The 20,450-nt window shown below is 58.4% G+C and carries 18 protein-coding genes; 14 read left to right on the plus strand and 4 right to left on the minus strand.

The genetic code is table 11. The features are described 5' to 3' along the window. Window positions 1–44: 44 nt before the first annotated feature. Window positions 45–809: a NifB/NifX family molybdenum-iron cluster-binding protein gene (locus tag DXC99_RS03825; protein WP_117629293.1), complete on the minus strand. Its 765-nt coding sequence runs from the start codon at window positions 807–809 to the stop codon at window positions 45–47. A 166-nt stretch (window positions 810–975) separates the two neighbouring features. On the opposite strand from DXC99_RS03825, the gene thyA reads away from it, so the two are divergent. From thyA to DXC99_RS03845, 4 genes are all read left to right on the plus strand, one after another. Beyond that, complete coding sequence (gene thyA / locus DXC99_RS03830; RefSeq protein ID WP_117629294.1) at window positions 976–1,824, plus strand: thymidylate synthase; 849 nt, start codon at window positions 976–978, stop codon at window positions 1,822–1,824. Window positions 1,825–1,833: 9 nt separating this feature from the next. Next, window positions 1,834–2,352 (plus strand): dihydrofolate reductase, encoded by a 519-nt coding sequence (locus DXC99_RS03835; protein WP_117629295.1) that lies wholly within the window; start codon window positions 1,834–1,836, stop codon window positions 2,350–2,352. Between the two features lie 109 nt (window positions 2,353–2,461). After that, complete coding sequence (locus tag DXC99_RS03840) at window positions 2,462–3,376, plus strand: RNA methyltransferase (RefSeq protein ID WP_117629296.1); 915 nt, start codon at window positions 2,462–2,464, stop codon at window positions 3,374–3,376. A 125-nt stretch (window positions 3,377–3,501) separates the two neighbouring features. Further along, entirely contained in the window at window positions 3,502–4,851 is a 1,350-nt protein-coding gene (locus DXC99_RS03845; RefSeq protein ID WP_117629297.1) for an MATE family efflux transporter, read from the plus strand. A gap of 32 nt (window positions 4,852–4,883) precedes the next feature. On the opposite strand, the gene DXC99_RS03850 is transcribed toward DXC99_RS03845, so the two are convergent. Continuing rightward, complete coding sequence (locus tag DXC99_RS03850; RefSeq protein WP_117629298.1) at window positions 4,884–5,369, minus strand: cob(I)yrinic acid a,c-diamide adenosyltransferase; 486 nt, start codon at window positions 5,367–5,369, stop codon at window positions 4,884–4,886. 92 nt (window positions 5,370–5,461) lie between these two features. On the opposite strand from DXC99_RS03850, the gene ftsH reads away from it, so the two are divergent. From ftsH to DXC99_RS03865, 3 genes are all read left to right on the plus strand, one after another. Continuing rightward, window positions 5,462–7,354: an ATP-dependent zinc metalloprotease FtsH gene (gene ftsH, locus DXC99_RS03855; protein ID WP_199408864.1), complete on the plus strand. Its 1,893-nt coding sequence runs from the start codon at window positions 5,462–5,464 to the stop codon at window positions 7,352–7,354. A 75-nt stretch (window positions 7,355–7,429) separates the two neighbouring features. Then, window positions 7,430–7,921, plus strand: coding sequence for a DUF523 domain-containing protein (locus DXC99_RS03860; RefSeq protein WP_117629300.1), 492 nt, complete (start codon window positions 7,430–7,432; stop codon window positions 7,919–7,921). A 177-nt stretch (window positions 7,922–8,098) separates the two neighbouring features. After that, window positions 8,099–8,326 carry an IS3 family transposase gene (locus DXC99_RS03865; protein WP_369831449.1) on the plus strand — a complete coding sequence of 76 codons (228 nt, stop codon included), beginning with the start codon at window positions 8,099–8,101 and terminating at the stop codon, window positions 8,324–8,326. Window positions 8,327–8,440: 114 nt separating this feature from the next. Here the strand turns inward: DXC99_RS03865 and DXC99_RS03870 are convergent, their stop codons facing one another. Together DXC99_RS03870 and DXC99_RS03875 are read right to left on the minus strand one after the other, a co-directional pair. Further along, the gene (locus DXC99_RS03870; RefSeq protein ID WP_117629301.1) at window positions 8,441–9,043 is read right to left on the minus strand and encodes a Type 1 glutamine amidotransferase-like domain-containing protein; all 603 of its coding nucleotides are present in this window, start codon (window positions 9,041–9,043) and stop codon (window positions 8,441–8,443) included. A 515-nt stretch (window positions 9,044–9,558) separates the two neighbouring features. Further along, window positions 9,559–10,641 (minus strand): iron-containing alcohol dehydrogenase family protein, encoded by a 1,083-nt coding sequence (locus DXC99_RS03875; RefSeq protein ID WP_117629302.1) that lies wholly within the window; start codon window positions 10,639–10,641, stop codon window positions 9,559–9,561. Window positions 10,642–11,150: 509 nt separating this feature from the next. Between DXC99_RS03875 and ileS the strand changes: the two genes are divergently transcribed. The 7 genes from ileS (at window position 11,151) to DXC99_RS03910 (ending at window position 20,377) form a co-directional block, all read left to right on the plus strand. After that, complete coding sequence (gene ileS / locus DXC99_RS03880; RefSeq protein ID WP_369831450.1) at window positions 11,151–13,928, plus strand: isoleucine--tRNA ligase; 2,778 nt, start codon at window positions 11,151–11,153, stop codon at window positions 13,926–13,928. Between the two features lie 265 nt (window positions 13,929–14,193). Continuing rightward, on the plus strand, window positions 14,194–14,793 hold the full coding sequence (gene lspA / locus DXC99_RS03885; RefSeq protein WP_233505661.1) for a signal peptidase II: 600 nt from the start codon (window positions 14,194–14,196) through the stop codon (window positions 14,791–14,793). Next, the gene (locus DXC99_RS03890; protein WP_117629305.1) at window positions 14,793–15,806 is read left to right on the plus strand and encodes an RluA family pseudouridine synthase; all 1,014 of its coding nucleotides are present in this window, start codon (window positions 14,793–14,795) and stop codon (window positions 15,804–15,806) included. The genes lspA and DXC99_RS03890 overlap by 1 nt, the downstream gene beginning before the upstream one ends. An 82-nt stretch (window positions 15,807–15,888) precedes the next feature. Next, complete coding sequence (locus tag DXC99_RS03895) at window positions 15,889–17,184, plus strand: glycosyltransferase family 2 protein (RefSeq protein ID WP_117629306.1); 1,296 nt, start codon at window positions 15,889–15,891, stop codon at window positions 17,182–17,184. 81 nt (window positions 17,185–17,265) lie between these two features. Further along, window positions 17,266–17,688: a prepilin peptidase gene (locus tag DXC99_RS03900; RefSeq protein WP_089571722.1), complete on the plus strand. Its 423-nt coding sequence runs from the start codon at window positions 17,266–17,268 to the stop codon at window positions 17,686–17,688. A gap of 31 nt (window positions 17,689–17,719) precedes the next feature. After that, window positions 17,720–18,967, plus strand: coding sequence for a deoxyguanosinetriphosphate triphosphohydrolase family protein (locus tag DXC99_RS03905; RefSeq protein WP_117629307.1), 1,248 nt, complete (start codon window positions 17,720–17,722; stop codon window positions 18,965–18,967). A gap of 60 nt (window positions 18,968–19,027) precedes the next feature. Further along, window positions 19,028–20,377, plus strand: coding sequence for a replication-associated recombination protein A (locus tag DXC99_RS03910; RefSeq protein ID WP_199408865.1), 1,350 nt, complete (start codon window positions 19,028–19,030; stop codon window positions 20,375–20,377). Window positions 20,378–20,450 lie beyond the last annotated feature (73 nt).

A 20,450-nucleotide genomic window follows, 5' to 3' on the forward strand; every position in this document is an offset into this window, starting at 1 on the left:
GGGCTGCGTTCAGTATCGCGCCCCGAGCTCGCGGTGCCGTGCCGTTAGTGGCAGCCGCAGCCCTCGTGGCCCTCGTGCTCGTGATGGCCGTGGCAGCTGCAGGAATCGCCATGCTCGTGAGTGTGGTCGTGGCCGTGGCCATGGCAGTCGCAGGTGGCCTCGCCGGTCTGCGCGAGCGTGCCGGCAATGAGGGCCTCGACGCAAGCGTCGCAGCTGCCCTGGGCACCTGCGTATACTGTGATGCCGGCTTGGGCAAGCGCGTTGATAGCGCCACCGCCGATGCCGCCGCAGATGAGCGTGTCCACGCCGCCGTTGGCGAGCAGGCCCGCAAGGGCACCGTGGCCGGTGCCGCCGGTGTCCACGACCTGCTCGTTGAGTACCTTGCCATCCTGAATGTCGTAGATCTTGAACTGCTCACTGCGGCCAAAGTGCATAAAGATCTTGCCGTTGTCATACGTGGTTGCCACCCTCATGGTGCCGACCTCCTTTGCTGGCCATGCGGCCGTTGTCGTGGTGATGGGGGAGTATGCGATGTTACCGCCTTCGATGACGATCGCCCGTCCGTTGACCAGCGCGTTTGCCACCTTGCGATGCGCGCGGCTGCAGATTGCCGCCACCGTGGCGCGGGCAATGCCCATCTGCTGTGCGACTGCCTCTTGGTTAAGGCCTTCCAGGTCGCACAGGCGCAGTACCTCGAGTTCGTCAATCGTCATGTCGATGGCGTCTCCGCTCGCCAGGCCATCGGGGGTAAAACCGCGATATTCGGGGATGATCCCAACGCGACGCAGTTTCTCGCGTCTTCCGGCCATACGCACTCCTTATCTGACATATGTCAACAATAGAATAACGAACGTGCAGATTTACGCAAGGGATTTCTGGCATATGTCAGAAAACGAGGGCTTATGTTTGGGCTGTGGGGCCGCGTGCGCCTGGGCTACAATGAATCTCGCTTGTAGGCGACTGACAGGAGGGTCAATGAGCAAAGCTGATCAACAGTTTGTAACCATGTGCCGCGATATCTTGGACCATGGCACCACGACCGAGGGCCAAAAGGTCCGCCCGGTGTGGGAGGATGGCACCCCTGCCTATACCATTAAAAACTTTGGTGTCACGGCACGCTATGACCTGCGTGAGGAGTTTCCGGCGCTTACTCTGCGTCGTACGGCCCTCAAATCTGCCATGGATGAGATCCTATGGATCTATCAAAAGAAGTCCAATAACGTGCATGACCTCAACAGCCATATTTGGGATGAATGGGCCGACGAGACTGGCTCCATCGGCAAGGCCTACGGGTATCAGATTGGGCAGAAGAGCCATTATGCCGAGGGTGACTTCGATCAGATGGATCGCGTGCTGTACGACCTTAAGAACACGCCGTACAGCCGCCGCATTATGACGAATACCTACGTGTTTAGCGACCTGTCCGAGATGCACCTGTATCCGTGCGCCTACAGCGTGACGTATAACGTGACGCAGCGCCCGCAGGATGATAAACCGACGCTCAACATGATTCTCAACCAGCGCAGCCAGGACATTTTGGCTGCGAACAACTGGAATGTGTGCCAGTACGCCATCTTGCTGATGATGGTCGCGCAGTCGGTCGATATGATTCCCGGCGAGTTGCTGCATGTGATTGCCGATGCCCACATTTACGACCGTCATGTCGATATCGTCCGCGAGCTTATCGAGCGTCCGCAGTTTGCCGCGCCTAAGGTAACGCTTAACCCCGATGTGCATGACTTCTATGCGTTTACGACCGACGACCTGATTGTCGAGGGCTATGAGCACGGCCCGCAGGTCAAGAACATCCCCATTGCGGTGTAGGTGACGTGCATGACGTGTAAGCTTTCTGCCATTGTCGCCGTGTGCGATGACTGGGGTATTGGGTGCGAGGGCGACATGGTGGTGTCCAACCGTGCCGACATGCGTCATTTTGTGGCGTGCACCAAAGGTTGCCCGGTTATTATGGGGCGCAAGACCCTGCTGAGTTTTCCCGGCGCACGGCCGCTCAAGAATCGTCGCAATATCGTGCTCACGCGCGACGAGGATTTTTCGCCCGAAGGTGTCGACGCGGTGCATAGTATCGGCGAGGCGCTCGCCGCGGTTGCCGATGAGCCCGTTGCCTGGGTGATCGGCGGCGGCGATGTCTATCGGCAGTTTTTGCCGTACTGCGTGGAGGCCGAGGTCACGCATAACCACTGCGTCCATCCCGTGGACACGTACTTTCCCGACTTGGACGCCGATTCCGCGTGGGAAGTTGCGCGGCGCGAAGGGGTTGCCACGATTGCCGCGGGCGAGGGTGACGAAGGCCTCGATTATGAGTTCGTGACGTATCGTCGCGTTGAGGCGTAAATCTCCTATTTGCCCACGGTATTATCGGGTTGGAATGATTGAGGGGCGGCGCTTGGCGTCGCCTCGTTTGATATAGATGCTGCTGTAAGAAGGGTGCGGGCTGGCTACTATGACTGATGCCGTTGAGGTGCTGCGAATCGATTCGCTCGAGGACGAGCGGCTCGATGCCTATGTGCGACTGACCGAGCGTGAGCTGCGCTGCGTACTGGAGCCGCAGAAGGGCATCTTTATCGCCGAGAGCGCCAAGGTCATCGAGCGTGCGGTGCGTGCCGGATACGAGCCGGTGAGCTTTCTTTTGGGTGAACGCTGGCTCGACCAGATGATGCCGCTGTTTGAGCGCTTGGTTGTGCGCGAGGGAGCGGGTCCGGTCCCGGTGTTCGTGGCCTCGATGGAGCTCATGGAGCAGTTGACGGGCTTTAACGTGACGCGCGGTGCGCTCGCGGCGTTTCGTCGCCCGCGTCAGATTCCGGTCGATGAGTTCTTGGGTGGCGTTGTCGAGGCGGCGGGGGAGCGCCCTGTGCGCGTGTGCGTGCTCGAGGGCATTGTCGACCACACGAACGTGGGCGCGATTTTCCGCTCGGCTGCCGCGCTCAATGTCGACGGCATTCTGGTGAGCCCTACGTGCTGCGACCCGCTGTATCGTCGCTCGGCCCGCGTGAGCATGGGCACCGTGTTTCAAGTGCCGTGGACGCGTATTGGCAGTGAGGCTCGCGTGTGGCCACATGATGGCCTGGCCGCGCTTCATGATGCCGGTTTTTCGTGTGCCGCTATGGCGTTGACGGATGATTCCGTTTCGCTGGACGATCCTGTGCTGCAGAAGATTGATCGCTTGGCGATTTTTATGGGTACCGAGGGTGCCGGCTTGGGCGCCAAGACCATTGCCGGCTGCGACCGAGCCGTGCGCATTCCGATGGCGCACGGGGTCGATTCGCTCAACGTGGCCGCGGCGAGCGCCGTCGCCTTTTGGCAGCTGTGCCCGCACGTGAGCAACGAGTACCACTACCAGCCGGGTTTGTATCACTAGGCAGATATTCCGCACCGCGCTCTGATTCGGGGTGTTTCGGTCGCCGCCAGTCGGTGCTAAGCTAGTTTTGGCTTTGGTTTTAAATTGCTGTTTTGTCGGTTGACGTGCGCTTTTGGGGAGGGCGTGTGGCTAAGAAATCTACGTCTATCGATGTAACGCAAGGTGTCATTTGGCAGCAATTGCTGTCGCTGTGCGTTCCCATCTTTTTTAGTTCGTTTTTTCAGCAGGCTTACACGCTTATCGGCACCTATATCGTCGGTCAGTTTGGCGGCAAGCTTGCGCTTGGCGGCATTCAAGCCACGATGGTGCTCACCGAGCTCTGCATTGGTTTTTGCGTTGGCGTTGGCGCCGGTTGTGCCGTTATCACGGGTCAGTTTTTTGGCCAGCACGATAGCGAGCGTCTGAGCCGTTCGGTCCATACAGCCATGACGCTTGCTTTGGTGGGCGGCATCGTCGTTTCCATTCTTGGCATGGTTTTTGTCGAGCCCATGCTGGTGTTGATGAATACGCCGCACGAGCTACTTGCCGAGGGCGTTGCCTATGCTCGCTGTTATTTTGCCGCGATGGTTGCGGCACTGCTGCTTAATATGGGAACCGCACTGCTGCGTGCCGTGGGGGATACGCGCGGTCCCGCTGTGATCATTGCCTCTGGCTGCCTTGTTAACGTGGTGCTGGATATCATCTTTGTTGCTGTGTTGCATATGGAGGCGCTGGGCTGCGGCATCGCGGTAGCGCTGACCATTTGCTCCAATGCAACGATGATCGTGTTGCGCATGATGCGCGCTCCGGGTGCATGGCGTCTTTCGCTGTCTAAGCTCGGCATCGATCGCGGTATTTGTAAGAGTATGATCTCGTGCGGTCTGCCACTCGGTTTTCAATCGGCTGCCTATTCGATCTCGAACGTGCTGATCCAGATGTCGGTCAACTCGTTTGGTGCCGATGTCACCACGGCATGGGGTCTATCTGGGCGCCTGGATGGCATTATCTGGATGGTGACCGAGGCGCTCGGCGTATCGATCACTACGTTCTCGGCGCAGAACTTTGGCGCGCGTAATTACGAGCGCATGCGCAAGGGCTACCACACGTCGCTCGTGCTTTCGTTTGCGCTGATCGGTGGCCTCTCTGCCGTGCTGATGGTGTTCTCGGGCCCGTTGTCGCGTCTGTTTGTCGACGATGCTTCGATTTCGGCGTACACCACGACGATTCTTCATTTCATCGCGCCGTTCTACGCGATCTTCTCGATTATCGAAAATGCGTCGGGCTCCATTCGCGGCGCCGGCGTGAGCTTGCAGCCCATGCTGCTCACGATTTTTGGCACCGTCGTGCTCAGGGTGATCTGGGTGTTTGCGATTATGCCGTTCGATCCGTCGCTTGAGCACCTGCTGCTGGTTTACCCCGTAACCTGGCTCATCACGGCCACGATGTTTACCATCTACCACCACAGCGGCAACTGGCTCGGCCGCGCCACCGCCTAATGATCCGTTTTCCTCCGTCCCCTTCGGATCATTTAGTATTCGATGCCTTGGCGGGCTAGGAGGCCTTCGTCGAAGTAGTGTTTGACGGGGCGCATTTCGGTTACTAGGTCGGCAAGGTCGGCGAGGGGCAGCAATCCGCGGCCGGTGAGCACGAGCTCCGTGGTGGTCGGTTTCATCGCGATCAACGCTTCGGCATCTTCACGCGTCACAAAGCCCCGTCGCATGGCTTCTCCCAGCTCATCCAAGATCAGCACGTCGACCTGGCCAATCTGCTCCCGCGCCAGCTCCATGATCTGTGTGGCACAGGCTTCGGGCGTGTCGCGGTCGGCCTGTACGATGCGTAGCTCCAATCGAGGTGCTGCGTCATGTTCGGCGCAGTGCAGCTTCTTGGCAAACTGCAGCATGAGTACGTCGAGCCCATATCCCGTGGCGCGCATCGCCAGTCCCAGCGCGGCCGTGGTTTTACCCTTGCCGTCGCCCGTATAGATCTGAACCTTGCCGACTTCGAGTGATGCCATCTCTATCCTTTCGTGCCCGGCGTCGGTTTATCGCCGGCCGGGTTGGGTATTCTAGTTAGCATTATCAACCCCAGTAGATGGAGTTCAAGCAGATGGAGATGGATGACAATAAACGTAGACGGAATATGATCCTCTACGTGCTCATCGCCTTCGTCGTCTACCTCGTGCTCTCGACCGTTCTGTTCCCTAACATCGGTCACACGCAGCAGATTACGAAGACCGATTACTCGACGTTTGTCAAAGCGCTCGATAAGAAGAGTGTCGACAAGGTCGAGTACAACACGGACGATTACTCGATTTATTACACCAAGAAGGGCGAGGACGAGAACATCGCCTATAAGACGACCGGTGTGCCGAACGATGCGGGCTTTACCGATCGCGTGCTTGAGTCTGGCGCTTCGCTGGAGTCGGTCGTTCCCGATAAAAACTCGGGTTTGATGACCTACTACTTGCTCACGCTCGTTCTTCCCATGGCGATTTTCTTCCTCATCGGTTGGTGGCTCAACCGCCGTATGAAGAAGGCCATGGGCGATGACGGTCCGTCGATGAACTTTGGCGGCGGCGGTTTTGGCGGCGGTGGACTGGGTAAGTCCGGCGCGCGCGTGATTGCTTCCAAGGACGTGGGCGTGACCTTTAAGGATGTCGCCGGTCAGGAAGAGGCCAAGGAGTCTCTCAAGGAGGTCGTCGACTTTTTGGAGAAACCGCAGCGCTACGAGGAAATCGGCGCCAAACTGCCGCGCGGCGCTCTTCTTGTTGGCCCTCCGGGTACCGGTAAGACCCTGCTTGCCAAGGCTGTTGCCGGCGAGGCCGGTGTTCCGTTCTTTAGCATTTCAGGCTCTGAGTTCGTTGAGATGTTTGTTGGTCGCGGCGCTGCTAAGGTTCGTGACCTGTTTAAGCAGGCCAAGGAAAAGGCCCCCTGTATCGTATTTATCGATGAGATTGATACCATCGGCAAAAAGCGTGACGGTGGCGGCTTTAGCGGCAACGACGAGCGTGAGCAAACGCTCAACCAGCTGCTGACCGAGATGGATGGCTTCGACAACCACAAGGGTATCGTCGTCCTCGCTGCCACCAACCGTCCTGACAGCCTCGATCCCGCTCTGCTGCGCCCCGGTCGTTTTGACCGCCGCATCCCCGTTGAGCTGCCCGACCTGACCGGCCGCAAGAACATCCTCGAGCTTCACGCCAAGAGTGTGAAGACCGAGCCGCCGATCGATCTGACCGCGATTGCCCGCGCCACGCCCGGAGCCTCGGGCGCCGACCTGGCCAATATCATCAACGAGGGCGCCCTGCGCGCCGTTCGCGAGGGTCGCAAGCGTGCAACCCAGGACGACTTCGAGGAGTCGGTGGAGGTCGTCATCGCCGGCCAGCAGCGTAAGTCCACGGTGCTGTCCGATCACGAGAAACAGGTCGTGTCCTATCACGAGATCGGCCATGCCATCGTTGCCGCCCGCCAGAAGGGTTCTGCGCCGGTTACGAAGATCACCATCGTGCCGCGTACGAGCGGTGCTCTGGGCTACACCATGCAGGTCGAGGAGGACGAGCGCTTCTTGACCACGCGCCAGGAGGTGCTCGACAAGCTCGCTGTCTACTGCGGCGGACGTGCTGCCGAGGAGCTCATCTTTGGTGAGATGACGACTGGCGCGGCCAATGATATCGAGCAGGCCACCAAGCTCGCCCGCAACATGGTGACGCGCTTTGGTATGTCGGAAGAGTTTGGCATGATGGCGCTCGGTACCGTTCAGAATGCCTACCTCAACCAGGACACGTCGCTCACCTGTGCCCCCGGTACGGCCGAGCGCGTCGACGCGATCGTCGCCAAGCTGATCGAGGACGCACATGACCGCGCCCTGCAGATCCTCAAGGAGAACAAGTTTAAGCTCCATGAGCTGGCTCGTTATCTGTACAAGAAGGAGACGATCACGGGCGAGGAGTTCATGAATCTCCTCACGCGCGAGAATCCGCTGATGCCAAAGCAGCAGTAAGGCTGGTTGCACAACGTCGAACGCCCCATTTGAGTTTCTATCTCAAATGGGGCGTTTTGTTTGGGAGGGATATGTATGAAGATCGTGGTGAGTGCCTGCTTGATGGGAGAGAGCTGCAAATATAACGGGCTCGACAATTACCATCGCGCGTTGGTCGAGGCCTGCGAACGCACAGGGACCGAGGTCCTGTTGGTGTGCCCCGAGGTTTTTGGCGGCTTGCCCACACCGCGCAAGCCGTCCGAGATTGTGAATGGCGAGGTTTGTACCTGCGAGGGCATCTCGGTCGATCGCGAGTTTCGCCTGGGTGCAGAGCGCGCGCTCGATATGTGCGAGCAGGCGGGCGGCCCGTCCGAGATCGCTGCGTGCGTCTTACAGGACCGTAGCCCCTCGTGCGGTGCGGGTCGCGTCTACGATGGTACCTTTAGCGGCACGCTCACTGTGGGCAATGGTGTTTTTGTCGATCTGCTGCTGCGTCACGGGTACCGTGTGATTCCGGCTAGCGAGTTCGATCCCAGCATACTGGAACATTGTCCACAGCACTCGAACCCAACACTTCCTCACGGGTGACCGTTTTGGCATCATCCGTGAAGTTGATATTGAGTACGACCCGGTCATCAAAGACGTAGACCGAGTTGACAGGCGCCGTACCCATGCAGCCCCTCCCCACGGCCCTCGCGCAGGAACGCGCACACGGCCTTCCCGTCTCTTGCGCCTCTCCCGGAACTGTCCACATCAGCGTAGCCAATCCAGTCCGCCAAGGGCTGCAGCCCGGACAACGCGGCGATGGAGGGCTTCTTCGGCCTGCTCAAGAAGGAGTTCTGGCACGGCAGGGACTGGTCGGACTGGACCCCCGCCCGCTTCATCGAGGAACTCGGGGGCTGGATCGGCCGATACAATACGGAGAGGCGCAGCGATGCGCTCGGTGGCCGCACCCCGGCCGAGTTCCGCTCCGCGCTGGGAAGGGCCGCGTAACGGTCCAAGAAATCGTCCGCAGTCCCCATTCTTGCCCCTTTGGGACGGCTTCTTGTTGGGGCGTGCCTGCCCCAAACCCTGCTAGGAACGAGTGCAGCAAACTGGAATTTTAAATTAGTCTTTGCAAATAACCTTTGAACCTTCACCATCAATTACAATTCCCTGACGATTGTTAATTGGGCATAGATTCAAATCCGAAAACTCAGTCATTATTTTCTCGGTAACTTTCTTAAATGGTGCTGTGAGATAATGCGGAAGAACATAGAAATCAATTAAATCAAGCCCTGCATCATCTTCTTGTGAGTAGTCCTCCGGCTTTTCATCCATTTGCTCGATATATTGGATGCTTTGAGCGCATACAATCGCACCTGCCGATTCACCAATCATCAGTTTTCCCTTTGCCAATTCTTTCTTCAACAGCTCATCCGTTCCCGTTTTACGGAGCTGGTCTATAAGGAAAAAAGAATTTCCGCCGGTAAAATAGATCACATCCGCATCTTCAAAAAGAGACTGTATCGTTGAATAAGCCTCCGTTGAAATATCAATTTCAGTTACGATTGCTCCCAACTTTTTGAATAATTTTCGAGCCGAGCCGACATAACCGGTGTAGCCTTCACGCAGCGAAGCTGTTGGAATAAATGCGACTTTTTTATTTTCAATTTCTTCCTTTATCAGACTTCCTACACTTGAAAAGTGCGAACATAAAAACAGTTTCATCAATATTCTCCTTTATATATAAAATCTAATTTGTTGAACTAAGCCGTGTATACCATACTCTCCAATGAAAGAACGCCCTGATATAGCGAAATATTGCCGTTTTCCTGCATACGTGCGTACGCACTCCACAGGAATTCTAAGGGGCCTGCCCCCTTAGCACGCGGACTTTGGAACAAAGTCTAGTGTGCTACGCCTTGCCAGAGGTGTACTGGCTCCCGGTACGCACGTACGCAGCAATTGCCATCAATGCGTCATATGGGTGGCGATCAAGTTCGCACAAACCGACCTTGATCCCGAAAAACAAAAGGTAGGATACCATCACCACGATGATATCCTGCCTTTTGTTCGTTCCTGTTTACCGTTCCGAGTAGTCCTTCCGCAGAATTTCCGATAAACAAAAAACGTACCCGAACCCTTTCTCGTAAAGAATCGGGTTCGAGTACGAACTGAATACTGGAGCAATATAAAACCACCACAAAGGTGCCTGTCCCCTTTGTGGCGGTTTTGGCCTAGAGCTAGAGCGTGTGGCCGTAGGCGTTGGCGGCCTTGATGGCGGCGGCGAACTTTTCGTCGGTGAAAGGCTCGGGATTGCCTTGCTTCCACTCGTTGGTGGCGTGTGCGAACTCGCACAGGGCAGGGATATCGGCCTCGGAAAGGCCGACCTGCTCAAGCGTCACGGGCAGCCCCATCTGCTTGTTAAAGGCGGCGTAGCGCTCAAGGTTCTCGGTATCGCCCGTATAGGCAAACAGCACGAGCACGCCCAGGCTCACGACCTCGCCGTGCAGGTAGGAGCCCTCGCGCGGGATGCTGCACGTGGCGTTGTAGAACGCATGCGCCACGCTCGAGTTGTAGTAGTAATCGTTTTGGTTGGTCAGGTTCGAGACATAGCCCGTGTTGACCACGATGTCGAGCGCGATCTGCTTGACGGCCTCGCTCGACAGGTCCTGGCGCACGTCCTCTAGACCCTGCACGCCATAGGTAAACAGCGGCTCGGAGCAGGTGTGGGCGAGTGCCAGGCCAAGTCCGGCGGTGTGCTCCAGGTTGCCGGCGCTCGTGGCGTACTCGACCTCGGGCTGCTTGGACAGGGCATCGCCCACGCCCGCCCAGAAGTACTCCGCCGGAGCCTCGGCGATGATCTTGGGGTTGATGAAGATGTGCGCGGGGCGGTTTGGGTACGAATAGCCCTCGAGCGAGCCGTCGTCGTTGTAGACAACGGCAATGGCGGTCGCGGCCGAGCAGTTGGAGCAGATCGTCGGTACCGTAAAGACGATCTTCTTGAGCTCGATGGCCGCTGTCTTGACGGTGTCGAGCGCCTTGCCGCCGCCGCATGCGATAAGAACGTCGGCTTCTTGGCAGGCAGGGGAGTTCACAACCTTGGCGATATTGGCACGCGTGCTGTTGGTGCCGTAGACGCGCGTCTCCAGAATCTCGACGTCGGTGCCCTCCAGCGCCGCTTCGATACCGGGAAGCGCCGCTGCCAGTGCTCGTTTACCACCGATAATCGCGACCTTGGTCGCTCCGTACTCGTCCAGTGCGCCGGGCAGCTCGTCAAAGCAGTCCTCGCCGACGGTGTAGTCGCTCATTCCAATCGTGCGCATAGCAGCCTTCTTTCGTTAGATAAAGTGCTTTCAGGTATTTTGCTCCAAGTGAGTGCTTGCGATCGCGAGAAGTTTCTAAAGTATGAAACCGATGTTGAGGGTTTTTCGCCGGCGTTGACCGTGTTACCATACAGCGCATAAGCGTTGATGGGGACGAGTAGTCGGCCGTCCGCATGCCACAGAGAGCGGGGAGCGCTGAGAACCCGTGCATGCGACCGATGAAAATCACCCCGGAGCTGCGGTCCCAACGGACGTGCCGCGCAGGTTCGTCTTAGTAGACATCGCCGAGATGGTCGTCGATACAGACCAGCCGAGTAACGGATGCGAGCGCGCGAATACGCGGGCGAGGGCATCTAAGCTGGGTGGTTAAGCGAAGAGCTTTTGCGGGCGTGCAGCCCGTTTGTGGCGCTTCGTCCCAGCTTGTAGGGACGGGCGCTTTTTTGGTGCCCAGAGGGCGTGCGCGCCCATGACAAGAAAGGGGTACCGTGGCAAACGAGTACAAGCAGACGATGAATCTGCCTAAAACCGGATTTCCCATGCGTGCCGGTCTTTCCAAGTCCGAGCCCAAGCGACTCAAGGACTGGCAGGACAACAAGGTCTACGAGCAGGTTCTGAAGAAGAACGAGGGTCACAAGAAGTTCGTGCTGCACGACGGTCCTCCGTACGCCAACGGCCCGATCCACATCGGCCATGCCATGAACAAGATTTCCAAGGACATGATCAACCGTTACTGGATGATGCAGGGCTATGAGGTTCCCTATGTTCCCGGTTGGGACTGCCACGGTCAGCCGATTGAGCACAAGGTCGAGGAGAAGCTCGGCACCGAGAAGTTCAACCAGACCTCCACGGCCAAGATCCGTGAGCTCTGCAACAAGTTCGCTGTCGAGAACATCGAGCTGCAGAAGGCCGGCTTCCGTCGTCTGGGCGTGCTCGGCGACTGGGACAACCCCTATTTGACGCTCTATCACCAGCATGACGCCGCCGACATCGAGGTCTTCAAGGCCATGTTCGATAAGGGCATGATCTATCGCGGCCACAAGCCGGTTCACTGGTGCAAGCACTGCCACACCGCGCTGGCCGAGGCCGAGATTGAGTACTCCGACGAGACGAGCCCGTCCATCTTCGTGCGCTTTGAGATGACTTCCAAGCCCGCCGGCCTCGAGGACTTCGACGGCCCGGTCGACTTCATCATCTGGACGACCACGCCGTGGACCATCCCCTCCGACCAGGCCGTTTCCCTTAAGCCCGGCGCCGCCTATGTCGCCGTTGAGCACGAGGGCCGTGCCGAGGTCATGCTCGAGGACCTGGCTCCCAAGTGCTGCGAGGAGTTTGGCTGGGAGTACACCCCGGTTATGGTCGACGGCAAGCCCTATGTGGTTCCCGCCGAGACCTTCCACCACATCCACTACAAGCAGCCGATCTTTGACGGCGTTGAGGGCGTGGCGCTGCTGGCCGATTACGTCGGCGTCGATGACGGTACCGGTATCGTCCACAACTCGCCCGGCCACGGCGTCGACGACTACTTTGCCTGCCTCAAGGAGGGCATCACCGACATCTGCATGCCGGTCGATGACGACGGCAAGTTCTACACCGGCGAGGAGTTTGGCACCGGCGGCCCCTTCAGCGGTATGGACACCGATGAGGCCAACCCGCACATCATCGAGTTCCTGCGCGAGCGTGGCACCCTGGTCCTCGAGAAGAAGATCACGCACAGCTATCCGCACTGCTGGCGCTGCAAGCACCCGGTGCTCTTCCGTGCTACCGACCAGTGGTTCGTCTCGATGGACAAGACCGGCTTGCGCGAGCAGGCTGGCAAAGAGGTCCGCGAGAACGTCAAGTGGTATCCGGCCCACGCCGCCAACCGCATTGGCGCCATGGTCGAGCAGCGTCCCGACTGGTGCATCAGCCGTCAGCGCAACTGGGGTGTGCCTATCCCCAGCTACACCTGCGCCGACTGCGGCGAGAAGGTCATGAACGACGCCACGCTCGACGCCGTCATCAAGCTCTTCCACGAGAAGGGCTCCGACGCCTGGTTCACCGACGCTCCCGAGAGCTACCTGGGCGAGGCCTGCGTCTGCCCCAAGTGCGGTGGCCATCACCTCAAGGCCGATAAGGACATCCTTGACGTGTGGTGGGACTCCGGCGTGTCTTGGAAGGCCGTCTGCGAGTACCGTCCCGAGCTGGAGTACCCGGCGGACGTCTACCTCGAGGGCTCTGACCAGCACCGCGGTTGGTTCCAGAGCTCACTGCTCACCTCGGTGGGCGCCAACGGCCACGCTCCGTACAAGGCGGTCGTCTCGCAGGGCTTTACCCTCGACGGCCAGGGCCGCAAGATGTCCAAGTCGCTCGGCAACGTTATCGACCCCAACAAGGTCTGTGACGAGATGGGCGCCGACATCATCCGCCTGTGGGTTGCTTCCGTCGATACCAGCTCCGACGTGTCCATCGACCACGAGATTCTTGCTCGTACGTCCGATGCCTACCGTCGTTTCCGCAACACGCTGCGCTTCCTGCTCTCCGAGCTCGAGGGTCAGTTTGAGCCCGAGACCGACGGCGTCGCCTTTGCCGACCTGCTGCCGCTCGACAAGCTCATGGTTGCCCGCCTGACCCAGGTCCAGGCCGAGGTCGACGACGCCTACGCTAGCTACGAGTTCCCGCGCGCCTACCGTGCGCTTTACGACTTTGTGGTTACCGAGCTGTCCAACGTGTATCTCGACGCCCTGAAGGACCGTCTGTACTGCGAGAAGCCCGGCTCGCTCGAGCGCCGGAGCGCCCAGACCGTGCTTGCCGAGCTCTTCTCGATGCTCATGCGCGACCTGCAGCCGATCCTGTCCTACACGGTCGACGAGGCCATGGCCTATGCACCCACCGGCTGCGTCGATCACCAGAAGTACGCCGCGCTGCTCGATTGGTATAAGTCGCCCATTACGGTCGACGAGGCCAATGAGTTTGAGGGCGTGCTTGAGGCTTCGCTCGAGCTCCGTAGCGCCGTGACCAAGGCCCTTGAGGATGCCCGCTCCGCCGGCACCTTCACTAAGAGCCAGCAGGTCCGCGTCAAGGCAGTCGTTCCCGCCGAGATGTATGCGCTGCTGACCGGCGACAAGGCCGTCGACCTGGCCGAGTTCTACATCGTCTCCGCTGTTGAACTGACCCAGGGCGAGGACCTCTCCGTTGCCATCGAGGCTGCCGAGGGCGAGTGCTGCGACCGTTGCTGGAATTACCGCACCACCGTTGGCGAGTACAACGGTCACGCTCACATCTGCGAGAGGTGTGCGAATGCCCTTTAGGTTCCGCCGTTCTACCGAACGGCGGACCTGCCGACGCTGCGCGGGCCGCATTTGGACAATCTGACGTTCAACTTCAAGGGCGCGACCAGAAGGTCAGCGCCCTTTCGTTTCACGTCACCTTGTCTCAAATGCGACCCGCTCGCTCATTTATGCTCTACCTGCGGTGTTTCCGTTCTTGGGAGATTTGTCGCTTCTTGCCTGCGTCAATGTATGATTATCTACTGCGTTAAACGTAATTCGATGTTCTTGAGGGTAGGGGATTGATTTGGGTCGTACTGGGGATATGACGCCGCCTTTGCGTTGGCGGTTGGGTGTTGCTGGTAGCGTGGCGTTGGCCGTGCTGCTTGTTGACCAGCTGACCAAGCTTGCGGTTCGTGCCGTCGGCGATGCTCTACATGTGACTGTTATCCCCGGTGTGATCGACTTCCTTTTCGTGCGTAACATCGGTGCTGCCTTTAGCATGGGCGAGGGACATGGCCTCGCGTTTGCCGTGCTGGCGTTTGTCGTTATCGTTGCGATCGCGGTGTACTTGCTTCGCGCGCCCCAGCTTGCTCGCTTTGAGGTTGTGGGCATGGCTATGGTCGTGGGCGGCGCCATTGGCAATGCGATCGACCGTCTGGCTTTTGGCTTTGTGACCGATTTTATTGCCACCACCTTCATCGACTTCCCCGTCTTCAATGTGGCCGATGTCGGCATTACGGTCGGTGTGGTGCTTGCCCTCATCGGCTACATGTTCTTGAGTCCTGCGGCCCGTGAGGTCGATGCGACCGCCGAGCTTAACGCTCGTGACGAGGCCCGCGCCAAGCGCAAAGCCAAGCAGCGTGGGGAGCGTGCCCGCAAGATTCGCGAAAGGAATGAGCGCTAATGGCCGACATCCATATCCTTGTTGCCGACGATGCCGCTGGTCAGCGCCTTGACGCCTATCTGGGCGCCAATGACGGCTGCCCTACGCGCTCTGCCTGCGCGCATCTGATCGAGGGCGGCGCCGTAATCGTGAACGGCGAGACCTGTTTGTCAAAAAAGTATGCCGTACGCGCCGGTGACCGCATCTCGGTTGACCTGCCCGAGCCTCACGATCCGACTGACGTGATTCCCGAGGCCATTCCCCTCGATATCCGCTACGAGGACGATTACCTCATCGTGCTTTCCAAGCAGCGCGGCCTGGTGTGCCATCCTGCGCATGGTCATGAGAGCGGTACGCTCGCGAATGCCCTGGTCTATCACTGCGGTATCGACCATCTGGGCACCGTGCAGGGTGAGGACCGCCCCGGCATCGTGCATCGCCTGGATCGCGATACCTCGGGCCTTATGCTCGCGGCAAAAGACGACGACACCCAGCGCGCGCTTCAAAATCTCATCCGTACGCGTACGCTCGACCGCCGCTACATTACGCTCGTTCACGGACACATCGCCATGGACGAGGGCACTATCAACACCGGTATTGCCCGCTCAACGCGCGACCGCGTGAAGATGGCGGTTTCTGATGACCCCTTTGCGCGCCAGGCCATCACGACCTTCAAGGTGCTCGAGCGCTTTGATTCCACGCGTTTCGACGACGGCTACACGCTCGTCGAGTGCCACCTTTTTACCGGCCGCACGCATCAGATTCGTGTGCACATGCGCCATATCAACCACGCTTGCGTGGGCGATCCGCTTTACGGCAAGTGCGATGCGCGCGCCGATCAGGGCCTGACCAGGCAGTTCCTCCATTCCTGGCGTGTGGCGTTCGATCATCCCGTGACGGGAGAGCGCATTGAGTGCCGCGACGAGCTGCCGTGGGATCTCGCCGCCGTCCTCGACGACTTAGCCCCGCGTTCGCTTGGTCGCACTGCTGCCGGCGACGAAATCGTACCGCAGCTCGGCCTGCTCGAAGCCTAGCCAGTATTAGGTGGTTTCTTGAACTCGGTAAGCCTGCGGTAAGATATACGATTGTTTACGTAACACGTTCCTGGGAGCCTGCATGCTCGCCTTTTTACAAACCAACACACCCATCGTGATCTTCAACCAGATTGTCGTCACGCTGCTCACGGTCTGCTTCTTGTACCAGGTGGTCTTCTTTGTCATCGGTGCTCTCCGCGGCGAGGTCGCGCCTCCCAAGGCCAAAAAGCTGCACCGCTATGCCTTCTTTATCGCGGCGCATAACGAGGAGGCCGTGATTGCCAACCTCGTTCGCTCCATCAAGGACCAGGATTATCCTTCAGAGCTTATCGAGGTCTTTGTCGTCGCCGATGCTTGCACCGACAACACGGCGCAGCTCGCGCGCGAGGCGGGCGCCATTGTGTACGAGCGCAATGACCTGGCCCGTAAAGGCAAGAGTTGGGTCATGGACTTTGGTTTCGACCGTATCCTTAACGAGTATCCCGACACCTTTGAAGGTTACTTTATCTTCGATGCCGATAATGTTATCGCCCGCGATTATGTGTCCAAGATGAATGATGCCTTTGACCAGGGCTTCCATGTGGTCACGAGCTATCGTAACTCCAAGAACTTCGGAAGCTCGTGGATCTCGGCAGCGAATGCCACTTGGTATCTGCGCGAGGCGCGTTTCCTCAACAACGCGCGCAACATCTGCAAGACGTCCTGTGCTGTCTCGGGTTCGGGCTACCTCATCTCAGCCAGTGTTATCGAGGGCATGCACGGCTGGCAGTTCCACACGCTGACCGAGGATATTCAGTTCACGACGTTCTGTGCCATTCACGGCATTCGTATTGGCTATGCGCCGGCTGAGTTCTTTGACGAGCAGCCTGTGACGTTTAAGGCTTCTTGGAAACAGCGTATGCGTTGGACCAAGGGCTTCTACCAGGTCTTCTTTACCTACGGTAAGCATCTGGTCAAGTCAACCTTCCGCTATCATCGCTTCGCTGCCTACGACATGTTCATGACAATCGCACCGGGTATGCTGCTATCGCTGATTTCGATGCTTGCCAATGCGACGTTCCTCATTGTTGGCGGTCTTTCCCACGGCTTCTTAGCTACCGAGGTCGAGATGCAGGCGTGTGCCGCTTCGCTCATCATGACCTTCGTCATGATGTATCAGACCTTCTTTATCCTGGCGCTGCTCACGACTATCTTTGAGTACAAGCACATCCATTGCGCGCAAAAGTGGCGCCTGGTGACCAACCTGTTTACCTTCCCGATCTTTATGTTCAGCTATATCCCCATTACGGTGGCTGCGTTGTTCCTGAAGGTCGACTGGGTCCCGACGCAGCATGCCGTCAGCGTTACCCTCGACGAGGTCATGCAGGGCGCTAAATAACCACCACCAAAACCACCACGAAGGGGACAGGCACCTCTGTGGTGGTTTTTGCTTTTGAGTGACTGCCCCGGGAGGTGTTCAATGGTCTATATTCCCTTTTGGATCTGCGCCTTTGCCGGTGCGGTGATTGATGTCCGTGAACGGCGGTTTCCCAACGCGCTTGCCGCCGCATGCGCCGTGGCGGCGTTTGCAGGCGTTTGGCTGGACAGGGGCTTGAACACGGCGCTTGACCACGCCGGTCCTGCCGTTATCGTGTACCTTTCCCTTGTGCTGACCGAGTCGCTTTGGCGGCGTTTCCGCCAGGCCCCCGGCATCGGCATGGGGGATGCCAAGGCGCTTTTCGCGCTTTGCACGCTCGACCCTCTGGGCGGCATCGTGGCATTTGCCGTCGCGCTCCTGGTCCTGGCCCTCTCCTGCCTCTTTACAAAATCGCGCTCCCTGCCATTGCTCCCGTTTTTGGTGCCGATATTTGCCATAATCGAGGTCGTGGGCTGGACATTGTAACCGATTGCGCATCCTTTTTAAGGAGCATGCCATGGCAACTAATCAAGAAACGGCCGTCATTAAGGCGCGCATGGACCGCATTCCCGCGGCGTTGTCGCCCGAGCTGGTCGAGCGTATCGCCGCCGACCGCGCCTCGGGTGTCGTTAATCCTTATCGATGCTGCGACGACCAGGTCATTCGTCGTATAGATCGCGCTGCCGACAAAGGCACGCTTATGCGTCCGGCGTTTATGCGCGATACCGAAAAGATTCTTCATCTTCCTGCGTACACGCGTTATGCAGGCAAAACGCAGGTCTTTAGCTTTCGCAGCAACGACGACCTGTCGCGGCGCGGCCTTCATGTGCAGCTCGTCTCGCGCATTGCCCGCGATATCGGCCGTGCCCTGGGCCTCAACAGCGATTTGATCGAGGCGATTGGCCTGGGCCACGATTTGGGCCACACGCCCTTTGGCCATGCCGGCGAGCGTTTCCTCAGCGAAATCTATCACGAGCGTACGGGTCGTTATTTTTTCCATAACGTGCAGTCCGTCCGCGTGCTCGACGCGCTGTACGGCCGCAACGTGTCGCTCCAGACGCTCGACGGCGTGCTGTGCCATAACGGCGAGTACGAGCAGCGTGTCTTTGAACTCTCGGACATGGCGTCGTTTGACCAGTTCGACCGTACCGTCGAGGACTGCATCGCCACGGGCTATGGCGCGATCGAGCACCTGCGCCCCATGACCCTCGAGGGCTGTGTGGTGCGTATCTCGGATATCCTCGCCTACGTCGGTCGTGATCGTCAGGACGCCATTGCGGCGGGCCTGCTGTCGCCCGACGCTTTTGACGATGGTCGGGGCGGCGCCTATAACAGCTGGATTCTCACGCACGCTTCCATCGATATCGTTGAGCATAGCTATGGCAAACCGCGTATCGAGATGAGCGAGGACCTGTTTGAGGAGATCCGCCGGGCGAAGCGCGAGAACTACGAGAAGATCTATAGCAAGGGCGGTATCGAAGGCGATTCTGAGGCAGAGTTGCGTGAGGCTTTCGAAAAGCTCTACGACCGTTGCCTGCAGGATCTAAATAAAGGCGACGAGTTCTCTTACATCTTTAAGCATCATGTTTCGCGCATTGAGCAGCAGCTTTCCTACTACGATCGCACCTATGCCTGGCAGGACGACAAGGATCAGGCCGTCGTCGATTACATCGCAAGCATGACGGATGGTTATTTCTGCGAGCTGACGAGCAAATTGTTCCCAGGTCTAAAGTTTCCGCACCGCACCTATATTAACGAACGGTAGTTCGTATCCTTTCGGTATACTATTGGTCAACAACGATTTTGATTAATGCACGGGATGGCTATGGACGACCTTTTTTCTGCTTCGACGCGCGAGCGCTCCTTTAAAAATGCGCCGCTTGCGGTGCGTATGCGCCCCAATTCGCTCGACGAGTATGTGGGCCAGCAAAAGGCCGTCGGTAAGGGCTCGTGGCTGCGCGCCGCGATTGAGCATGACGTGCTGTCGAGCGTGATTCTGTACGGCCCGGCTGGCACGGGCAAGACGACGCTGGCCCACATTATCGCCAACCATACCAAGAGCGAGTTTGTCGAGGTCAGCGCCGTGACGGGCACTGTGAAGGACCTGCGCCGCGTAATCGATGAGGCTAAGACCCGTCTGAACACCTACGACCGCCGCACCATTCTGTTTATCGATGAGATCCATCGCTTTTCGAAGTCGCAGCAAGATGCCCTGCTGCATGCGGTCGAGAACCGCACCGTCATTATGATTGGCGCCACGACGGAAAACCCGTACTTTGAGGTCAACTCGGCATTGCTCTCGCGTGGGCGTGTGGTAGAGCTTGAGCACCTGAAGGACGAGGATATCGCCATGCTCATTGAGCGTGCGCTCGAGGCGCCGCAGGGTTTAAACGGTAAGTTCTCGGCCGATGAGGATACAGTCAAGACCATTTGCACGCTGGCCGCGGGTGATGCGCGCTCGGCGCTCACGACGCTCGAGCTTGCGAGTGAGATTGCCGTTACGCGTCCCGATACCGAGGGAACGCCAGCGCCGGCGGCGGGGGAACGCTATCCCATTACCGTGGATGACGTGAAGATCGCCAATCCGCGTCGTGGTTTTTCGTATGACAAAAACGGTGACATGCACTACGACATTATCAGTGCGTTTATTAAATCTATGCGCGGCAGCGACCCCGATGCCACGATCTATTGGCTCGCGCGCATGATCGATGCAGGGGAGGATCCCAAGTTTATCGCTCGCCGCATTATTATTCAGGCTTCCGAGGATGTTGGCAACGCCGACCCGCAGGCGCTTTTGGTGGCACATGCCGCATTTAAATCTGCCGAGGTCATTGGCTATCCCGAGTGTCGCATCAACCTGGCTCAGGCTGCGCTCTATGTGTGCCTGGCGCCTAAGTCCAACGCGTGCGAGGCCTCGATCGATGCGGCGCTGGCCGATATCCACAGCAGTGGTCTTCGCGAGGTGCCGAGTTACCTGCGCGATCGTCACCGTCCCGGCAGCGACGAGTATGGTGTATACAAGTACCCGCACGATTATCCCGAAGGCTGGGTCGATCAGCGCTATTTGCCCGAGGGGTTGGAGCGCGGCGCGTTCTGGCAGCCTGCCGGCCGCGGTTGGGAAGAGTGGCGTGTGGAGCAAAGCGAGCGCGACCGTAGCGGCAACGCTCCCAAGTAGGCCATTGGCGCCTCGCACATTCCCTTTGGGTATCTTTGCCCTTCTTTGGGGTACCATGAAAAACGTCTGTATT

It is taken from the genome of Collinsella sp. TF10-11AT (genome assembly GCF_003437565.1).
Lineage (GTDB): Bacteria > Actinomycetota > Coriobacteriia > Coriobacteriales > Coriobacteriaceae > Collinsella.

Excerpts from the sequence above, each read along its gene's own strand:
- DXC99_RS03825 (WP_117629293.1), bottom strand. The coding sequence starts at position 809 with ATGGCCGGAAGACGCGAGAAACTGCGTCGCGTTGGGATCATCCCCGAA.
- thyA (WP_117629294.1), top strand. The coding sequence starts at position 976 with ATGAGCAAAGCTGATCAACAGTTTGTAACCATGTGCCGCGATATCTTG.
- DXC99_RS03835 (WP_117629295.1), top strand. The coding sequence starts at position 1,834 with ATGACGTGTAAGCTTTCTGCCATTGTCGCCGTGTGCGATGACTGGGGT.
- DXC99_RS03840 (WP_117629296.1), top strand. The coding sequence starts at position 2,462 with ATGACTGATGCCGTTGAGGTGCTGCGAATCGATTCGCTCGAGGACGAG.
- DXC99_RS03850 (WP_117629298.1), bottom strand. The coding sequence starts at position 5,369 with ATGGCATCACTCGAAGTCGGCAAGGTTCAGATCTATACGGGCGACGGC.
- ftsH (WP_199408864.1), top strand. The coding sequence starts at position 5,462 with ATGGAGATGGATGACAATAAACGTAGACGGAATATGATCCTCTACGTG.
- DXC99_RS03860 (WP_117629300.1), top strand. The coding sequence starts at position 7,430 with ATGAAGATCGTGGTGAGTGCCTGCTTGATGGGAGAGAGCTGCAAATAT.
- DXC99_RS03870 (WP_117629301.1), bottom strand. The coding sequence starts at position 9,043 with ATGAAACTGTTTTTATGTTCGCACTTTTCAAGTGTAGGAAGTCTGATA.
- DXC99_RS03875 (WP_117629302.1), bottom strand. The coding sequence starts at position 10,641 with ATGCGCACGATTGGAATGAGCGACTACACCGTCGGCGAGGACTGCTTT.
- ileS (WP_369831450.1), top strand. The coding sequence starts at position 11,151 with ATGAATCTGCCTAAAACCGGATTTCCCATGCGTGCCGGTCTTTCCAAG.
- DXC99_RS03890 (WP_117629305.1), top strand. The coding sequence starts at position 14,793 with ATGGCCGACATCCATATCCTTGTTGCCGACGATGCCGCTGGTCAGCGC.
- DXC99_RS03895 (WP_117629306.1), top strand. The coding sequence starts at position 15,889 with ATGCTCGCCTTTTTACAAACCAACACACCCATCGTGATCTTCAACCAG.
- DXC99_RS03900 (WP_089571722.1), top strand. The coding sequence starts at position 17,266 with ATGGTCTATATTCCCTTTTGGATCTGCGCCTTTGCCGGTGCGGTGATT.
- DXC99_RS03905 (WP_117629307.1), top strand. The coding sequence starts at position 17,720 with ATGGCAACTAATCAAGAAACGGCCGTCATTAAGGCGCGCATGGACCGC.
- DXC99_RS03910 (WP_199408865.1), top strand. The coding sequence starts at position 19,028 with ATGGACGACCTTTTTTCTGCTTCGACGCGCGAGCGCTCCTTTAAAAAT.